The organism is Streptomyces aurantiogriseus, from assembly GCF_014649375.1.
Taxonomy (GTDB): Bacteria; Actinomycetota; Actinomycetes; order Streptomycetales; family Streptomycetaceae; genus Streptomyces; species Streptomyces aurantiogriseus.
The window spans coordinates 51,178-67,357 of the sequence record NZ_BMSX01000012.1; the positions used below are offsets into that span (position 1 = coordinate 51,178).

Consider the following 16,180-nt stretch of genomic DNA (forward strand, 5'->3'; position numbering starts at 1 on the left):
CCGAGGTCGCCCTGTCCAGACCGACGGGTCGTCTCGCCCGTCTCCACGCCAAAGATCACCAGGGTGCGCCTGGTCACCACGTGCCGTCGGATGGGAGTTGCAGGCACAGTTGGTAGCCGCCGTCTGTGGTGGGTCCGCAGGTGACGGTGCCGCCGAGGAGCTCGGCACGCTGACGCAGCCCGACCAGGCCGTGGTTGGCACTGGGAAGGGGCAGAGCGGGTCGGGTCGGTGCCGTATTGGTGACGGTGACACGGACATTCGTTCCCTTCTGGCTGATGCGGATGGCCGCTGACGCGCCGGGGGCGTGCTTGCGCACGTTGGTCAGGGCCTCCTGGACGGTGCGGTAGACAGCGCGCTGCACTGGCGGTGGAAGGCTGCCGGACAGGTCCGTCCGCAGCTCGGCCTCGATGCCGCTGTTGTCGACCAGTTGCTGGAGGTCGGCCAGGGTGGGCTGCGGGACCAGTTCCGTGGGACGGCTCCCGGAGGCACGCAGGACGCTGACCATGTGCCGCAACTCGTCCAAGGTCTGCACGCTCAGCCTCCGGATCGTGGCCGCGGCCTGTCTTACTTCTGCGTCCCGGCTGCCGACCTGGAGTGCTCCGGCCCGCACCGCGATAAGGCTGACCTGGTGGGAGACCACGTCGTGCATTTCTCGAGCGAGTGTCGTGCGTTCCTTGGCCAGCACGGTCTGGGCGGTCAGCTGCCGCTCGTGGTCGCGCGCCTGGGAGATCTCGGCGAGTCGCAGCGACAGATCACGTCGCGTCTGGACGAGCTGGCCGAGGAAGACGGGTGCGGCCGCCGTTGCCGCTGTGTACGCCAGGGCGATGAAGGTCGACGGTGCTGACAGGTCCAGGTCCGGTGAGGGCCACGAGGTCCTGTCGCTGAACGTGAACGCCACCGCACAGACGGCCAGGAGGGCGCGGCGCCGGGTGAGTGAGGCGAGTGTGTACAGCGCGGCCAGGGCGGCGATCACCGCGTCGGAGAGGAGGACGGCGGGGAGGGTGAGCAGGAAAGTGAGCAGCGGCAGATGACGGCGCAGAAGAAGAGCGAAGGCGGCGGCCAGGGCGCAGACCATGCGCAGTGGCTCGGAGGTGTCGAGATGGGCCCAGACATCGAGCAGAGAGGCTCCGACGAGGGCGGCGTCCAGCAGCGGGGCGGGCAGGCGGGTGCTCATGATCTCTTCTGGTCCCGCGGCGGCTTGAGCAGGCCGGCTCGTTCCGCGAGCAGGGCGGCCTGGACGCGGCTGCCCACCTCCAATTTGGTGAGGATGGCGCTGACATGATCTTTGATCGTGCCGGTGCTCAGGTGCATCCGTGCGGCGATGTCGGTGTTGGACAGTCCCTCGGCGATGGATGTGAGTACGGCGCGCTCGCGGTCGGTCAGCCGGTCGAGACTGCGGGCGGCGTCTTCCTGTAGGCCGGCGTTCAGGTAGCCGTCCACGACGGTCCGGGTGACCTTGGACGACAGCACGGTGCTGCCGTCGGCCAGGGCTCGTACCAGGGAGGGCAGTTGCTCGGGGTCGGTGTCCTTGAGCAGGAAGCCGGCGGCGCCCGAGCGGAGTGCCGTGGCAACGTACTCGTCCATGCCGAACGTCGTGAGCATGGCCACTACGGGAGGGTGCGGCAACCGACGGAGAGAGGCCAGGACGGTGAGGCCGTCCACGTCAGGCATCCGGATGTCCAGCAGCACGACATCGGGACGTTTTTCCTGCGCCGTTCGGACTGCCTGACCGCCGGGAACCGCCGCCACGACCTCAATGCCGTCGGTCGCCTCGAGGATGTGCTGGAGGCCCGTACGGATCAATGCCTCGTCGTCGACCACCATCACCCGGATCACGCGTGCTCCAGTCGCCATAGGGCCCACTGTCCGATTCGTACCACGCCGGGGGCGGTCCTGCGGGTGCCCGACACCGCATGCGGCCAGGTGGCGGGGGTGTGCCAGCCAGTCGGCGGGGCCGGTTCCGGACATGTGCCGGATGGTTGCCGTGTGCAGCTTTGCCTGACTGTGGAGGTCGGAGGTCGTGCCCCGCATCGCCACCACACCCGTCTGCCTGATCAGCCGACCGGCAGAAGCACAAAGCTTGCATCACGCAACCAGAGCCTCCGTGATATCGGGCCGAAAGAAGCCATCCGGCTGCTGTTGGGCAGGAAGGGATCAGTCACGTGACGATCTGTCTGACGATTCTGCGTGCGGTCGCCGGGGACGACACCGGCGGCGTGGTCTTCGATGACGGTGCCCTGAGTAAGTCCGGCCTGGGGGAAGCAGGCACCACCGTCACAGCCCTGCCTCGATACTCGGCAGCCTTCCGGGGACCTTCGGCCCGCTGTGCGCAGACCGCTCAAGTCCTCGGCCTCAAGGCCGCACTCGAGCCCGCGCTACGCGACTTTGACTACGGAGAGTGGCGCGGCCGCACAGCCGCCGAAGTCGCCGCCACCGACCCCTACCGGTTCTCCGCTTGGCTGACCGACCCCGATGCCACGCCTCACGGTGGCGAGTCCGTGCGCCAGCTCTGCCAACGGTTCACGAACTGGCTGAGCAGTCTGCCGTCTCAAACGGACCACATACTGGCTGTCACCGAACCAGCCGTTATTCGGGCTGCGCTTGTGCACGCTCTGTCAGCACCTGTGAGAGCCTTCTGGCACCTCGAAGTGCCACCTCTGGTCATGGTGTCTCTTGCACCGCGTTGCCGATCGTTGGAACCAGGTCCGTCTACGTGGGAGAGCGCCGTGAGCAATGCTCAAGACCTGTGGATCAGCCCTGGGAGGGACGCGGAGGGCGCACCTTCCCGAATGATCTCTTGATGGTCACCGAGTAGGCCCGCGTTCGCAGCGCGGGTCGGGAAGGCACGTCCGTGCTCAGCGTAGTCACTGCCGACGGTTCCATGGAGTCCGGTTCCCTGATCGACGAGATCGTGCGCGAGGGCGCCCGCCGGATGCTCGCCGCCGCGCTGGAGGCCGAAGTCCACCAGTACATAGCCGAGTTGGCGGCGGAGACCGACGGAGCCGGGCGCCGCTTGGTGGTCCGCAACGGCCACCACCGGCCCCGCACCGTGGTCACCGCGGCCGGCCCGGTGGAGGTGAAGGCCCCTCGCGTGAACGACAAGCGCGTGGACGAGGCCACCGGCGAGCGCAAGCGGTTCTGGTCCTGCTCGGGGTTCGCCTGGACGGCACCAAGGAGCTGATCGCGCTGGCCGAGGGCCTGCGCGAGTCCACCGAGTCGTGGGCCGACCTGCTGCGCGACTGCCGCAGGCGTGGCATGCGTGATCCCGAGCTGGTGATCGGCGACGGCGCGATGGGGCTGTGGAAGACGCTGGCCGAGGTGTTCCCGGCTGCCCGGCACCAGCGGTGCTGGGTCCCAAGGCCCGAAATGTCACGAACTGCCTGCCGAAGTCCGCGCAGTCGGGTGCAACGAAGGCGGAGATCTACAACGCCGAGGACCGCGCGCACGCCGAGAAGGCCATCGAGGCGTTCGCGAAGACTTACGGCGTGAAGTGCCCAAGGCCGTCGCGAAGATTACCGAGACCGGGAGGAGCTGCTGGCGTTCTACGACTTCCCAGCCGAGCACTGGATCCACCTGCGGACCACGAACCCCATCGAGTCGACGTTCTCCACGGTCAAGCTCCGCACCAAGGTCACTCGCGGTGCCGAAGTTCTCCCATTTGCTCACCACGCGATTCGGCAACGCGGTGGCAGTGAACATGTGGAACCCATACACCTGGAAGCCCGCGCCGGCCCAGGCCGGTATCATCCCGCCGCGCCTCAAGGGGGCGAAGCGGTGGCAGTGGGGGGCGGCACCGAAGGACGGCTTCCACGTGCTGAGGCACACCTACGCCTCGATCATGCTGGAGGCGGGGGAGTCTGTGGTGACGTTGGCGCGGTGGCTTGGGCACTCCTCACCTGCTGTCACGCTCGGTTACTATGCTCACTTCATGCCGGAGGCCGGCAGCAAGGGGCGCAACGCCATTGACGGACTGCTGGGGAGCTCTGCAGATCAGTGTGCCAGTCGAAACTCCCCAGATTCTCCCCAGGGCTGATCGCGGCTGACTCTCTGGGCTGTGCGCGTCACCGGTGTGCCATTGAATGCAAGGCAACCTAGATAGATGGCCTGGGAAAATGCTGACTGAAGTCACCGCGACCCGTTACATCACGCCTCTGCGTGAGGGCGGCTCGCTGCCGGGGCTCGTGGAGGCCGACGACCTCGGGACCTACGTCCTGAAGTTCACCGGCGCCGGACAGGGCCGCAAGACGCTCGTCGCCGAGGTGGTCTGCGGTGAACTCGCCCGCCGGCTGGGCCTGCGGGTGCCCCGCCTGGTGACCGTCGCACTCGACCCGGTGCTGGGGCTCGGCGAACCCGACCAGCAGGTGCAGGAACTGCTGAGATCCAGCGGCGGCACCAACCTCGGCATGGACTTCCTGTCCGGAGCCCTGGGCTTCGACCCGCTCGCCTTCCCGGTCGGCCCCGAGGAGGCCGGCCGGATCCTGTGGTTCGACGCGCTCGTCAACAACGTCGACCGCTCCTGGCGCAACCCCAACCTGCTCGTGCACCGCGGCGACCTCTGGCTCATCGACCACGGCGCCACCATGATCTGGCACCACAACTGGCCCTCCGCCGAGACCTCCGCCGCCCGCCCCTACGACGCCACGGACCACGCCCTCGCCCGCTTCCGGCCGGACACCGCCGCCGCGGCCGCCGAGCTGGCCCCTCTGGTCACCGCCGACCTCCTCGCCGAGGTCACCGCCGAGATCCCGGACGTCTGGCTCGCCGACGAGCCCGGCTTCGACACCCCGGACGCGCTGCGCCGTGCCTACGCGGCACCCCTCCTCGCGCGCGCCGCCGTCATCCACGAACGCATCAAGGGGGCCGAGTGAACGAGCGCCACATCATCAGGGCGAGCGAGGCGAACGACCGGGACGTCTACGAGTACGCCCTGCTGCGCGTCGTCCCCCGCGTCGAGCGCGGCGAGTGCATCAACGCCGGCGTGCTCGTCTACTGCCGCGCCCAGGCCTTCGTCGGCGCCCGCACCTACCTCGACGAGGCGCGGCTGCTGGCCCTCGACCCGGACGCGGACGTGGCCGGCGTGCGAGCGGCACTGAGCGCCGTCGAGAGCGTGTGCGCCGGCGGTGCGGGGGCCGGGCAGGCGGCCGCGGACGACGCCGGGCGGCGCTTCCGCTGGCTGATCGCGCCCCGCTCGACGGTCGTCCAGCCGGGGCCCGTGCACACCGGGCTCACCACCGATCCCGCGGCCGAGGCACAGCGGTTGCTGGACCTCCTGGTGAGGTAATGGATCACATGCGCCGGGTGTGCCGTTGACACCGGGTGCCATGGCTTCTAGCGTCACCTGTGCCGAAGGTACTAAGCGGTCGCTCACCTGACGGGCGTACCGTGGAGCCGCAGAGGACCAACCCCAGGCGTTCAGGCTTTCTCGAGGGCGAGGAGATCCAGCAATGTCCACCACTGAGCAGCGGGTCGCAGTAGTCACCGGCGCGGCACGCGGCATCGGCGCCGCCACCGCCGTACGGCTGGCGGCCGAGGGCCGCGCGGTCGCGGTGATCGACCTCGACGAGGCCGCCTGCAAGGACACCGTCGAGAAGATCACCGCCGCGGGCGGCCGGGCGATCGCGGTCGGCGCCGACGTCTCCGACGAGGCCCAGGTCGAGGCGGCGATCGCGCGCGTCGTCGAGGAGCTCGGCGCGCCGACGATCCTCGTCAACAACGCGGGCGTGCTCCGCGACAACCTGCTGTTCAAGATGAGCGTCTCCGACTGGGACACGGTCCTGAACGTGCACCTGCGCGGCTCGTTCCTGATGACCAAGGCCGTCCAGAAGCACATGGTCGACGCCGGCTTCGGCCGTGTCGTCAACCTCTCCTCGTCCTCCGCGCTGGGCAACCGTGGCCAGGCCAACTACTCCGCCGCCAAGGCCGGTCTGCAGGGCTTCACCAAGACCCTCGCCATCGAGCTCGGCAAGTTCGGCATCACCGCCAACGCGGTCGCCCCCGGCTTCATCGCCACCGACATGACCGCCGCGACCGCCGCCCGCGTCGGCATGGGCTTCGAGGAGTTCAAGGCCGCCGCCGCCACCCAGATCCCGGTGGCGCGCGTCGGCGAGCCCGACGACATCGCCAACGCGATCGCCTTCTTCACGGGCGAGGCCGCCGGCTTCGTCTCCGGCCAGGTGCTGTACGTCGCCGGCGGACCGCTCGACTAGGGATCACGAGAACCCCGATATGACTGACATGACTGAACTGCCCGCACTCTCCGGCAAGGTCGCCCTCGTCACGGGCGCCAGCCGCGGCATCGGCTACGGCGTCGCCGAGGCGCTCCTCGCCCGCGGCGACCGGATCTGCATCACCGGCCGGAACGAGGGCGCCCTCAAGGAGGCCGTCGACAAGCTCGGCGCCGACCGCGTCATCGGCGTCGCCGGCAAGGCCCACGACACCGACCACCAGGCCGCCGCGGTCGAGCGCACCATGGAGGCCTTCGGCCGCGTCGACTACCTGGTCAACAACGCCGGTACGAACCCGGTGTTCGGACCGATCGCCGACCTCGACCTGGACGTGGCACGCAAGGTCTTCGAGACCAACGTGATCTCCGCGCTCGGTTTCGCCCAGCGCACCTGGCACGCCTGGCAGAAGGACAACGGCGGCGCGATCGTCAACATCGCCTCCGTCGCCGGCCTGTCGGCCTCGCCCTTCATCGGCGCCTACGGCGTCAGCAAGGCCGCGATGATCAACCTGACCCAGCAGCTGGCGCACGAGTTCGCGCCCAGGGTGCGGGTCAACGCGATCGCCCCGGCCGTCGTGAAGACCAAGTTCGCGCAGGCCCTGTACGAGGGCCGGGAGGCGGAAGCGGCCGCTTCCTACCCGCTGGGCCGGCTCGGCGTGCCCTCCGACATCGGCGGCGCCGCCGCGTTCCTGACCTCGGAGCAGTCGGACTGGGTCACCGGCCAGACGCTCGTCGTCGACGGCGGCATCTTCCTCAACGCCGGCGTCGGCTGACCCGACCCGCGCCGCAAAACGGACATGGGCGCCGCTTCCCCCACGGAAGCGGCGCCCATGTCGTCGTGGGGGCACCGCGTAGCGTGATGACAACGTCGTCAGTCGATGTGATCAAGACCGCTGTACGGACCACGGGTTCACCCGGCGTGGCGCTGCGGTATGGTCTGCCGACCCTTGGTATGGCAGATCGAGGAGCGTGCGCGTGTTCAACCGGAACCGATCCTTGCAGCAACTGGCGGCGATCGTGTCCATATCCCTGGTGGCCGGATGCAGTCTCCTGGGAGAGGAAGGCTCCGACGACGCCGGGCCGATCGTCGTGGGCACCACCAGTGCGCCCAGCACGTTGGATCCCGCCGCCTCCTGGGACGGCTCCTGGGAGCTGTTCCGCAACATCTACCAGACCCTCCTCTCCTACCCGACCGGCGCGACCGAGCCCCAGCCGGACGCCGCCAAGAGCTGCGAGTTCACCGATACCTCCAACCGCTCGTACCGCTGCGAACTGCGCGAGGGCCTCACCTTCTCCAACGGCGACAAGCTCGACGCCAATGCCGTGAAGCACTCGATCGACCGGATCAAGGAGATCAACGCGCCCACCGGCCCCGCCGGTCTGCTCGGCAGCCTCGACCGGGTCCAGGTGCGCGGCGACCGCGAGGTCGTCTTCCAGCTCAACAAGGCCGACGCCACCTTCCCGTTCGTGCTCGCCACCCCGGGCATGTCGATCGTCTCCCCCGACGACTACCCCGCGAAGTCGCTGCGCAAGGACGGCGGCATCGTCGGCTCCGGTCCGTACCAGCTGGAGGGGTACGACGAGGGCAAGCAGGCCGAACTCGTGCGCAACGACCGCTACAAGGGCTTCGCCGAGCGCCGCAACGACGCCGTGACCATCCGCTACTTCCAGGACTCCGGCACGATGGTCAAGGCCCTGCGCGGCGGGCAGATCGACCTCACCTACCAGGGTCTCGCCGGCGACGACATCGTCGCCCTGGAGGACGAGGACAACCAGGGGCTTCAGCTCATCGAGGGCGACAGCAGCAACATCAACTACCTGGTCTTCAACCCCAAGGACCCCATGGCGAACAAGCTCGCCGTCCGCCGGGCCGTCGCCCAGGTCATCGACCGGCCCGCGATCGCCCACAAGGTCTACAAGGACACCGTCGACCCGCTGTACTCGATGGTCCCGAAGGGCCTGACCGGCCACACCACCGCCTTCTTCGACGACTTCGGCGAGCCCGACGCCGACAAGGCCCGCGCGATCCTCGCCGACGCCGACATCACCGAGCCCGTCCCGCTCACCCTCTGGTACACCACCGACCGCTACGGCTCCGACACCGCCCTGGAGTTCAAGGAGATCAAGAGCCAGCTCGAGGCCTCGGGTCTGTTCAAGGTCACCCTGAAGAGCCGCCCCTGGAAGACCTACGTCCTCGGTTACCAGAACGGCGAGTACCCGGTGTTCGGCCGCGGCTGGGCCCCCGACTTCCCGGACGCCGACAACTTCATCGCCCCCTTCGTCGGTGAGCAGAACGCGCTCGGCACGCCCTACCCGCAGAAGGAGATCACCCAGGTGCTGCTGCCCCGCTCCCGTGAGGAGAGCGACCGCGCCAACGTGGTGAAGGAGTTCCAGGAGGCCCAGCAGATCCTCGTCGAGGAAGCCCGGCTGCTGCCGCTGTGGCAGGGCAAGCAGTACATCGCCGCGAACGAGGACGTCTCGGGCGCCGAGCGCGCGCTGGACCCGTCGACGATCATGATGATGTGGGAACTGTCCCGCAAGACCAGCTGGTAGGGCGGACCGCGGGGCCGAGTGTCAGTGGTCACCTGTAGGTTCTGTGGCCTGGAAGTGACCGCACAACGGAGGACGTTGACGTGACCGACACCGCCATGCTGCCCGAGTCCTGGCGCGGGGTCCTGGGCGACGAACTGCAGCAGCCCTACTTCAAGGAGCTGACGGAGTTCGTCGAGGAGGAGCGAGCGAGGGGTCCCGTCTACCCTCCGCGGGAGGAGGTCTTCGCCGCGCTCGACGCCACCCCGTACGAGCGGGTGAAGGTGCTGATCCTCGGCCAGGACCCCTACCACGGCGAGGGCCAGGGTCACGGTCTGTGCTTCTCGGTGCGGCCCGGCGTGAAGATCCCGCCGTCGCTGCGCAACATCTACAAGGAGATGCACGAAGAGCTGGGCACACCCGTCCCGGACAACGGCTACCTCATGCCGTGGGCCCAGCAGGGCGTGCTGCTGCTCAACGCGGTCCTCACCGTCCGCTCCGGCGAGGCGAACTCGCACAAGGGCAAGGGCTGGGAGAAGTTCACGGACGCGGTCATCCGCGCCGTGGCCGACCGGCCCGACCCGGCCGTCTTCGTCCTGTGGGGCAACTACGCGCAGAAGAAGCTGCCCCTGATCGACGAGAGCCGGCACGTGGTGGTCAAGGGCGCGCACCCCTCCCCGCTGTCCGCGAAGAAGTTCTTCGGCTCCCGCCCGTTCACGCAGATCAACGAGGCGGTGGCCCAGCAGGGCCACGAGCCGATCGACTGGACGATCCCGAACCTGGGCTGAAAACGACCGCCGGGCCGGTCCCTCCTCGGACCGGCCCGGTGCTGCCTGACCGGGATTGCCGCCGCCTGCGGCTAGCGTCGTCGCAACGACGCAAGGAGGGCATGCGGTGGCGGAGCAACGACAGGGGCAGGCGACGCCGGACGCCGTGCTGACACGTATCGGACAGGTCGTGATGCTGCACCACGGGGGAGACCGCGAGGAGGCCCGGCGCCGCCTCCTCGACCTGTGGACGGAGCTCGGCGAGGACGGCGACCCCCTGCACCGCTGCACCCTGGCCCACTACCTGGCCGACACCCAGGACGACCCCTTCGACGAACTGGCCTGGGACCTCCGGGCCCTCACGGCGGCGGAGGAACACGAAGGCTCCCTCGAGGTGCGGGCGCTGTACCCCTCGCTGCACCTCAACCTGGCGGCCGACTACGAGAAGCTGGGCCGCTCCGAGGCCGCCCGCACCCATGTCCGCCGGGCACGACGAGCCGCCGGCGCGCTGCGCGACGACAGCTACGGGGACGGGGTACGGGCGGCGATCAGCAGGATGGAGCTGCGGCTGGGGGAGGGGGCTTCCGGCGGGCCGGCGTAGGGCCGGTCCGGCGGATCCTGCCGCAGACGCCCGACAGGCCCTTAACGCCCGTACGTCCTCTCGCAGATCACCGCCTCCGGGCTGTCCGCCCGCCAGCCTCCGTACTTCCTGCCGAGGGCGCACACATCGGTGCTCCCCCGCACCCCTTTCTCCGCGTCCTTGTCCACGTCGGGGATCTCGACCCGCGGCTGCGCGGGGCGCCGAGGCTCCGGACGATCCGGCCGGGGCTGCGGACGCGGCTGCGGGTGGGAACGGGGCGACGGCTGCCGCACCGGTGCCGCCGGGGCGGCCCGCCGCCGCTCAGGGGGTGGCGACGACTCCGGCCCGCGATCCGGACCGACCATCTCCAGCGCCTCCTGGGCCGGGGCCTGCACGACCTGCGTCTCGGCCTCCCTGTCCGGCCGGGGCGCGGACGGCCGGGAGGACGCCGTCGGGGGCCCCGGCACGGGCGAGTGCTGGACGGTCACGCAGCCGCCCAGGGCCGAGACCGCCACGGTCAGCAGAAGCGCTGCGGTAGTCGTCGTCGTTCGATGCACCCGCGCCACTCTGCTGGGTCCCGCTCCCACAGGCAGGGCGGACCGGCGCAGGATGCCCCAACCGGGTGATCCACCACCCCTTGCGAGGGGCGTCCGCCCGCTCGGGCTGACGGCACGTCAGTCGCCGGTGACGCCGTCGATGCGCTCACGGATCAGATCGGCGTGGCCGTTGTGGCGGGCGTACTCCTCGATCATGTGGGTGTAGATCCAGCGCAGGCTGAACGCATTCCCGGAGAACCGGCTCCTGCCCCGGGAGATGTCGTCCAGATCGAAGTCGGCCGCGTGGCGCCGGGCGATGTCGATCTCGGCCTGCCAGGTGGCGTACGCCTCCTTCCAGCTGTCCTGCTCGGTGAGGTGGAACTCGCCGTCTCGGTCCTCGTCGCTGTAGTAGATCGGGCCGGGGTCGTCGTCCATGAGGACCTTGCGGAACCAGCCTCGTTCCACCTCCGCCATGTGCCGCACCAGCCCCATCAGGGACAGCTCGGACGGCGGCACCGAGGCGGTGCGGAGCTGGTCGTCGGTGAGGCCCTCGCACTTCCACGCCAGGGTCTGCCGGTGGTAGTCCAGCCAGCCCTCCAGCATGGCGCGTTCGCCGGCGGTCGGGGCGGGTTCACTGCGCTGAGTCGTCATGGACACATCGTGTCCCGGGCGTGCGCGGTCCCACCACGGGTTTTCCTGCCCCGAGCATCCCGGCGAGCAGTTCCCGCAGCCCGGCGCGCACCTCGTCCGGGCTCGGCGTCTCCGCGTGGAACGAACCGGCCACGCAGCTGAACATCAGCCCGTCCGCCCAGGCCACCAGCGACAGCACATGCCGGGCCGGGTCCGTCGAGCCCATCGCCGTGACGAGAGCGGTGAGCTGCTCCCGGAAGCGGGCTCCGGCCGCGTCGAAGTGGGCCCGCAGCTCGGGCCGGCGCGTGGCCTCCAGGGCCAGTTCGTAGCGGGCGAGCGTCAGCTCGCGATGGCGGGTCAGGGCGCGGTGTGTCGCCAGGGCGAGAGCGTCCACCACGGCGGGAGAACCGGCCTGCGGATCCGGCATCTCGTGCAGAGCCAGCACCCGGGCCTCACGGTCGGCGAGGCGGCGCACCGCCAGCTCCAGGAGCGCCTGCCGGGTGCGCGCGAGGTTCGAGGTGGAGCCCTGGGGGAGCCCGGCCGCCTCGTCGACGGCCCGGTGCGTGAGCCCGCGCATACCGCGCTCGGCGAGCAGGGCGAGAGCGGTGTCGGCGACGAGGTCGGCGCGCGAGGCGCTTGGAGCGGTAGGTACGGACATGGTGGTCAACCTACCCGTCGCACTACGTCTGTAGTACGGTCGACGAATCGGCTCACTACAGATGTAGTGGGAGCGCTCGGAGGCCAGGAGGAGCCATGGCACAGTCGAGACACGCGGTCGTCATCGGTGGCGGGATCGGGGGCCTGACCGCGGCGGCGGCCCTGCATCAGTCCGGGTGGCAGGTCACCGTCCTGGAGCGGGCCCGTTCCCTGGAACCGGTCGGTGCGGCCATCTCCCTGGCCCCCAACGCCCTGCGCGCACTGGACGTCATCGGGCTCGGCGACGAGATCCGCGACCTGGCCGCATGGCAGGGTGACGGAGGCCTGCGCACCCCCGGCGGGCGCTGGCTCTCGCGCGCACGTGCCGCCGCCGCGGCCGAGCGCTTCGGCGGTCCGCTCGTCCTGCTGCACCGGGCCACCCTCATCGACAGCCTGGCCGCCCAGCTCCCTCCGGGTGCCGTCCGCACGGCCGCCGCCGCGACCCTGGCCGATCCCGGCGACGCCCGGCGGCCGGCCCGGGTACGGACGCCCGACGGCGAGCTGGAGGCCGACCTGGTCGTGGCCGCCGACGGCATCCACTCCGCCGTACGACGGACGCTGTTCCCGGGCCACCCCGGCGCCGTCTACTCCGGCTTCACCACCTGGCGGGTGGTGATCCCGGTCCCCGGCGTGGAGTTCGCCTCGCACGAGACCTGGGGGAGGGGCCGCATCTGGGGCACCCACCCCCTGAAGGACGGCCGGGTCTACGCCTACGCCGCCGCCATGACCCCCGCCGGGGAACGCGCGCCCGACGACGAGAAGGCCGAACTCCTGCGCCGCTTCGGCGACTGGCACGACCCGATCCCCGCCGTCCTCGCCGCCGCCCGCCCCGAGGACGTCCTGCGGCACGACGTCCACCACCTCGCCGAGCCACTGCCCGCCTTCCACCGCGGCCGCGTCGCCCTCCTCGGAGACGCCGCCCACGCCATGCCCCCGACGCTCGGACAGGGCGGCAACCAGGCCATCGAGGACGCGATCGTGCTGGCGCACCACTGCGACGACCTCGCCGCCCACACCGCCGCCCGCCTGCCCCGTACGACGGCCATCGCCCGCCAGGCTGTCAGGATCGCCCGGCTCAACATGACGAGCAACCGTGCGCTGATGGCCGTACGCAACACCGCCATCGCCGCGCTGTCCCAGGCCGGACCGGCGCTGTTCCTGCGCGGCTTCGACGGGATCGCCGACTGGCGGCCGCCGCAGCCTGCGTATGCTGCCGTGCAGGCAGGCGCGGACCAGCAGTGAAGGAGCCCCCGTGAAGGTCGGCTGCATCGGACTCGGCGACATCGCTCAGAAGGCGTACCTGCCGGTGCTGGGCGCGTTGCCCGGGCTCGAACTGCACCTCCAGACCCGCACCCCGGCGACCCTCGACCGAGTCGCCGACACCCTCCGCGTGCCCGAGGAGCAGCGTCACCGGGACCTCGACACGCTGCTCGCCCAGGGCCTCGACGCGGCCTTCGTGCACGCACCCACCGTCGCCCACCCCGAGATCGTCACGCGGCTGCTGGAGGCGGGCGTCCCGACGTACGTGGACAAGCCGCTGGCGTACGAACTCGCCGACTCCGAGCGGCTGGTGGCGCTCGCGGAGGAGCGCGGGACGAGTCTCGCCGTCGGCTTCAACCGGCGCTACGCCCCCGGGTACGCGCAGTGCGCCGACCATCCGCGCGAGCTGATCCTCATGCAGAAGAACCGGGTGGGGCTGCCCGAGCGGCCGCGGACGATGATCCTCGACGACTTCATCCACGTCGTCGACACCCTGCGCTTCCTCGTGCCGGGACCGGTGGACGACGTGACCGTACGGGCCCGGGTCGTGGACGGGCTGCTGCACCACGTCGTGCTCCAGCTCGCCGGGGACGGCTTCACCGCGCTGGGCGTGATGAACCGGCTCAGCGGCTCCAACGAGGAGATCCTGGAGGTGTCCGGGCAGGACAGCAAGCGGCAGGTCGTCAATCTCGCCGAGATCATCGACCACAAGGGGCAGCCGACCGTGCGGCGGCGCGGCGACTGGGTTCCGGTGGCCCGGCAGCGCGGCATCGAGCAGGCGGTGCTGGCCTTCCTCGACGCCGTGCGCGCGGGCAAGGTGCTCAGCGCGCGGGACGCGCTGGCGACTCATGAACTGTGCGAGCGTGTGGTACGGGCGGTGCGGGAGCGTTCCGGCGCAGCCTGACCGCCCGCGCCCCCTCCGTGAGACAGACGGCCGCGAGCACCAGCAGGGCCGCGTGCACCGGCCAGTCGCCGAAGCGGACGTACGGGGTGACGCCGGCCGTGAGCGGCACCTCGTACACGGCCGTGGTGCTCGCGCTCGTCCCCAGCCACGGGCCCAGGCGCCGGCCGCTCGCGTCGTACACCGCGGAGACACCCGTCAGCGTCGAGTGGACGAACGGGCGGCCGGTCTCCGCGGCGCGCAGAGCGCCGAGGGAGGCGTGCTGCTCGGGCGCCCAGCTCTCCTGGAAGGTCGACGTCGACGACTGGGCGACCAGGACGTCGGTACCGGCGTCGGTCAGATGGCGGCTCATGTCGGGGAACGCGGTCTCGAAGCACACCATCGGGCCGATGCGCAGCCCGGGCCCGGTGGTCATCACGACCTGCTCGCTGCCGCGCCGGCGGTCCTCGCCGGCCGCCTTGCCGACCGAGGTGGCCCAGCCGAGCAGTGAGCGGGCCGGGATGTACTCACCGAACGGCACCAGCCGCATCTTGTCGTACCGGTCGCCCGTCGGGCCGTCCGGTCCGATCAGGATCGAGCTCTTGTAGATGCCCGGCTGGTCGGAGCGGCGGGCGTCCACGTTGACCAGGATGTCGGCGCCGGTCGCGCGGGACAGCGCCGCGAGCCGCCGCGCCAGGTCGGGCCGGTCGTCCAGGTCGTGGCCGACGCTGCTCTCGCCCCAGACGATCAGGTCGACGTCCTGCCCGACGAGCCGGCGAGTCAGCTCCTCCTCGCGGTCGAAGCGGCGGTCGGGGCCGACGACGACACCCGGCTGCACGACGGCGATCCGGGTCTGCCGCCCGTCGGCGTCCGGGCGCGGCGACCACACCCACGCGGCGGAGGTCGCGGCGGCGGTCGCCACGAGCCCGGCGACGGCGGTCGCCACGAGCCCGGCGACGGCGGGCACCCGGTGCGCCGGAACGGCGGCGAGGACGGCGACCGCGACGTTCACGGCCACCACCAGGAAGCTGAGCAGCCACACCCCGCCGACGGACGCCAGCCGCAACGCCGGCTCCACCTGCCACTGGCTGGACCCGAGCATGCCCCACGGCCCGCCCAGCCCCTGCCAGGAGCGGACGAGTTCGACGGCGAGCCAGCCCGAGGGCAGCACGAGAAGCGCGGCCCCGACCCGCTTCCCCGAGGGCACCCCGGCGAGGAACCGACGCACCAGCCAGCCCCACGGCGCCCACAGCGCGCCCAGCAGCGCGGCGATCACCAGGGTGAAGACATGCAGGTTCGGCAGCAGCCACAGATGCATGGCCAGCATGAACCCGAAGCCGCCGCACCAGCCGTCGTACACCGCCCGCCTGCCCGTCGGGGCCGAGCGGACGAGCAGGAGCCAGGGGACCAGCGCGACGAACGCCCACCACCACAGGGCGGGCGCCGGAAACGCCGGCACGGGCAGCGCACCCGCCAGCGCCCCGACGACCGAGCGCCGCCACGGGGAGGTGAGCCAGGGACCGAACGTCTTCATACGGCACCTCCCTACCCGCTGGTGGCTCCAGTGTGCGCGCCGGAGACGATCTCCCACCAGATGGCCGGGATCAGCCGGTGGCCTTCCCGCCGGGCAGCCGACGCCACTTCTCCTGGACGACCACCTCACGCACCCGCCAGCCGTCGTCCGTGCGCAGCAGCGCGAAGGCGTACCGGCCGCCGCAGACGAAGTCGGGCTCGGCGCAGGAGCCCTCGCCGCCCAGCCGCATCGGGTTGACGTAGTCGGCCTGGACCTGGGCCGTGTCCCCCCTGTCCTGCTCCAGGACCCCGAAGCGGAGCCGACGGTTCACGATCAGATGCTGCCGCATCGAGAACCCCCGCAGGCTCTCCGCGAGCCACACGGCCACCTTCCCGGCGTCCCCCTCGATACCACCGGCCGAACGGTAGTCCGCCCGCCCGTCCGCCGTGAACAACCCCCGGTACGCCGCCCAGTCACCGTCGTCGACCGCCACCGCGTAGTCGGTGATCAGCCCGTCCACGGCCAGCCGGTCCATCACGGTAGCGAGCTCCACACGCTGCGTCATG

General features: G+C 70.7%; 18 protein-coding genes and 1 pseudogene. 12 read left to right on the forward strand and 7 right to left on the reverse strand.

The window, feature by feature from the left end; all coding sequences use genetic code 11:
* Window positions 1-73: 73 nt before the first annotated feature.
* Entirely contained in the window at window positions 74-1,174 is a 1,101-nt protein-coding gene (locus IE263_RS24530; protein ID WP_189939917.1) for a sensor histidine kinase, read from the reverse strand.
* Window positions 1,171-1,836 carry a response regulator gene (locus tag IE263_RS24535; protein WP_189940138.1) on the reverse strand — a complete coding sequence of 222 codons (666 nt, stop codon included), beginning with the start codon at window positions 1,834-1,836 and terminating at the stop codon, window positions 1,171-1,173. Before IE263_RS24535 ends, IE263_RS24530 begins: the two co-directional genes overlap by 4 nt.
* A 380-nt stretch (window positions 1,837-2,216) precedes the next feature.
* On the opposite strand from IE263_RS24535, the gene IE263_RS24540 reads away from it, so the two are divergent.
* From IE263_RS24540 to IE263_RS24585, 10 genes and pseudogenes are all read left to right on the forward strand, one after another.
* Entirely contained in the window at window positions 2,217-2,801 is a 585-nt protein-coding gene (locus IE263_RS24540) for a histidine phosphatase family protein (RefSeq protein ID WP_229911155.1), read from the forward strand.
* Between the two features lie 50 nt (window positions 2,802-2,851).
* Window positions 2,852-3,642 (forward strand): annotated as a pseudogene (locus tag IE263_RS24545) (IS256 family transposase); the annotation flags it as partial.
* A 55-nt stretch (window positions 3,643-3,697) separates the two neighbouring features.
* Complete coding sequence (locus IE263_RS49560) at window positions 3,698-4,033, forward strand: tyrosine-type recombinase/integrase (protein ID WP_268256065.1); 336 nt, start codon at window positions 3,698-3,700, stop codon at window positions 4,031-4,033.
* Window positions 4,034-4,112: 79 nt separating this feature from the next.
* Complete coding sequence (locus IE263_RS24555; RefSeq protein WP_189939920.1) at window positions 4,113-4,868, forward strand: HipA family kinase; 756 nt, start codon at window positions 4,113-4,115, stop codon at window positions 4,866-4,868.
* Window positions 4,865-5,281 carry a DUF3037 domain-containing protein gene (locus IE263_RS24560; protein ID WP_189939921.1) on the forward strand — a complete coding sequence of 139 codons (417 nt, stop codon included), beginning with the start codon at window positions 4,865-4,867 and terminating at the stop codon, window positions 5,279-5,281. The genes IE263_RS24555 and IE263_RS24560 overlap by 4 nt, the downstream gene beginning before the upstream one ends.
* 163 nt (window positions 5,282-5,444) lie before the next feature.
* Window positions 5,445-6,206: a 3-oxoacyl-ACP reductase FabG gene (gene fabG / locus IE263_RS24565; RefSeq protein ID WP_189939922.1), complete on the forward strand. Its 762-nt coding sequence runs from the start codon at window positions 5,445-5,447 to the stop codon at window positions 6,204-6,206.
* A gap of 28 nt (window positions 6,207-6,234) precedes the next feature.
* Window positions 6,235-6,996, forward strand: a complete 762-nt coding sequence (locus IE263_RS24570; RefSeq protein ID WP_189940139.1) for an SDR family oxidoreductase — start codon at window positions 6,235-6,237, stop codon at window positions 6,994-6,996.
* Between the two features lie 202 nt (window positions 6,997-7,198).
* Window positions 7,199-8,776 (forward strand): ABC transporter substrate-binding protein, encoded by a 1,578-nt coding sequence (locus IE263_RS24575; protein WP_189939923.1) that lies wholly within the window; start codon window positions 7,199-7,201, stop codon window positions 8,774-8,776.
* Between the two features lie 80 nt (window positions 8,777-8,856).
* Entirely contained in the window at window positions 8,857-9,540 is a 684-nt protein-coding gene (locus IE263_RS24580) for a uracil-DNA glycosylase (RefSeq protein ID WP_189939924.1), read from the forward strand.
* Window positions 9,541-9,646: 106 nt separating this feature from the next.
* Window positions 9,647-10,120 carry a tetratricopeptide repeat protein gene (locus tag IE263_RS24585; protein WP_189939925.1) on the forward strand — a complete coding sequence of 158 codons (474 nt, stop codon included), beginning with the start codon at window positions 9,647-9,649 and terminating at the stop codon, window positions 10,118-10,120.
* 41 nt (window positions 10,121-10,161) lie between these two features.
* Here the strand turns inward: IE263_RS24585 and IE263_RS24590 are convergent, their stop codons facing one another.
* From IE263_RS24590 to IE263_RS24600, 3 genes are all read right to left on the reverse strand, one after another.
* On the reverse strand, window positions 10,162-10,656 hold the full coding sequence (locus tag IE263_RS24590) for a hypothetical protein (protein WP_229911137.1): 495 nt from the start codon (window positions 10,654-10,656) through the stop codon (window positions 10,162-10,164).
* Between the two features lie 117 nt (window positions 10,657-10,773).
* The gene (locus IE263_RS24595; RefSeq protein WP_189939927.1) at window positions 10,774-11,286 is read right to left on the reverse strand and encodes a DinB family protein; all 513 of its coding nucleotides are present in this window, start codon (window positions 11,284-11,286) and stop codon (window positions 10,774-10,776) included.
* Window positions 11,267-11,923 (reverse strand): TetR/AcrR family transcriptional regulator, encoded by a 657-nt coding sequence (locus IE263_RS24600; RefSeq protein WP_189939928.1) that lies wholly within the window; start codon window positions 11,921-11,923, stop codon window positions 11,267-11,269. Before IE263_RS24600 ends, IE263_RS24595 begins: the two co-directional genes overlap by 20 nt.
* 95 nt (window positions 11,924-12,018) lie before the next feature.
* On the opposite strand from IE263_RS24600, the gene IE263_RS24605 reads away from it, so the two are divergent.
* A complete protein-coding gene (locus tag IE263_RS24605; RefSeq protein ID WP_189939929.1) occupies window positions 12,019-13,203 on the forward strand; it encodes an FAD-dependent monooxygenase in 1,185 nt (394 codons plus the stop codon).
* A 10-nt stretch (window positions 13,204-13,213) separates the two neighbouring features.
* Window positions 13,214-14,125 (forward strand): Gfo/Idh/MocA family protein, encoded by a 912-nt coding sequence (locus tag IE263_RS24610; protein ID WP_189939930.1) that lies wholly within the window; start codon window positions 13,214-13,216, stop codon window positions 14,123-14,125.
* Here the strand turns inward: IE263_RS24610 and lnt are convergent.
* Together lnt and IE263_RS24620 are read right to left on the reverse strand one after the other, a co-directional pair.
* Window positions 14,043-15,635, reverse strand: a complete 1,593-nt coding sequence (gene lnt, locus IE263_RS24615) for an apolipoprotein N-acyltransferase (protein ID WP_189939931.1) — start codon at window positions 15,633-15,635, stop codon at window positions 14,043-14,045. The genes IE263_RS24610 and lnt overlap by 83 nt on opposite strands.
* Before the next feature lie 70 nt (window positions 15,636-15,705).
* Window positions 15,706-16,179, reverse strand: coding sequence for a nuclear transport factor 2 family protein (locus IE263_RS24620; RefSeq protein WP_189939932.1), 474 nt, complete (start codon window positions 16,177-16,179; stop codon window positions 15,706-15,708).
* Window position 16,180: the final 1 nt, after the last annotated feature.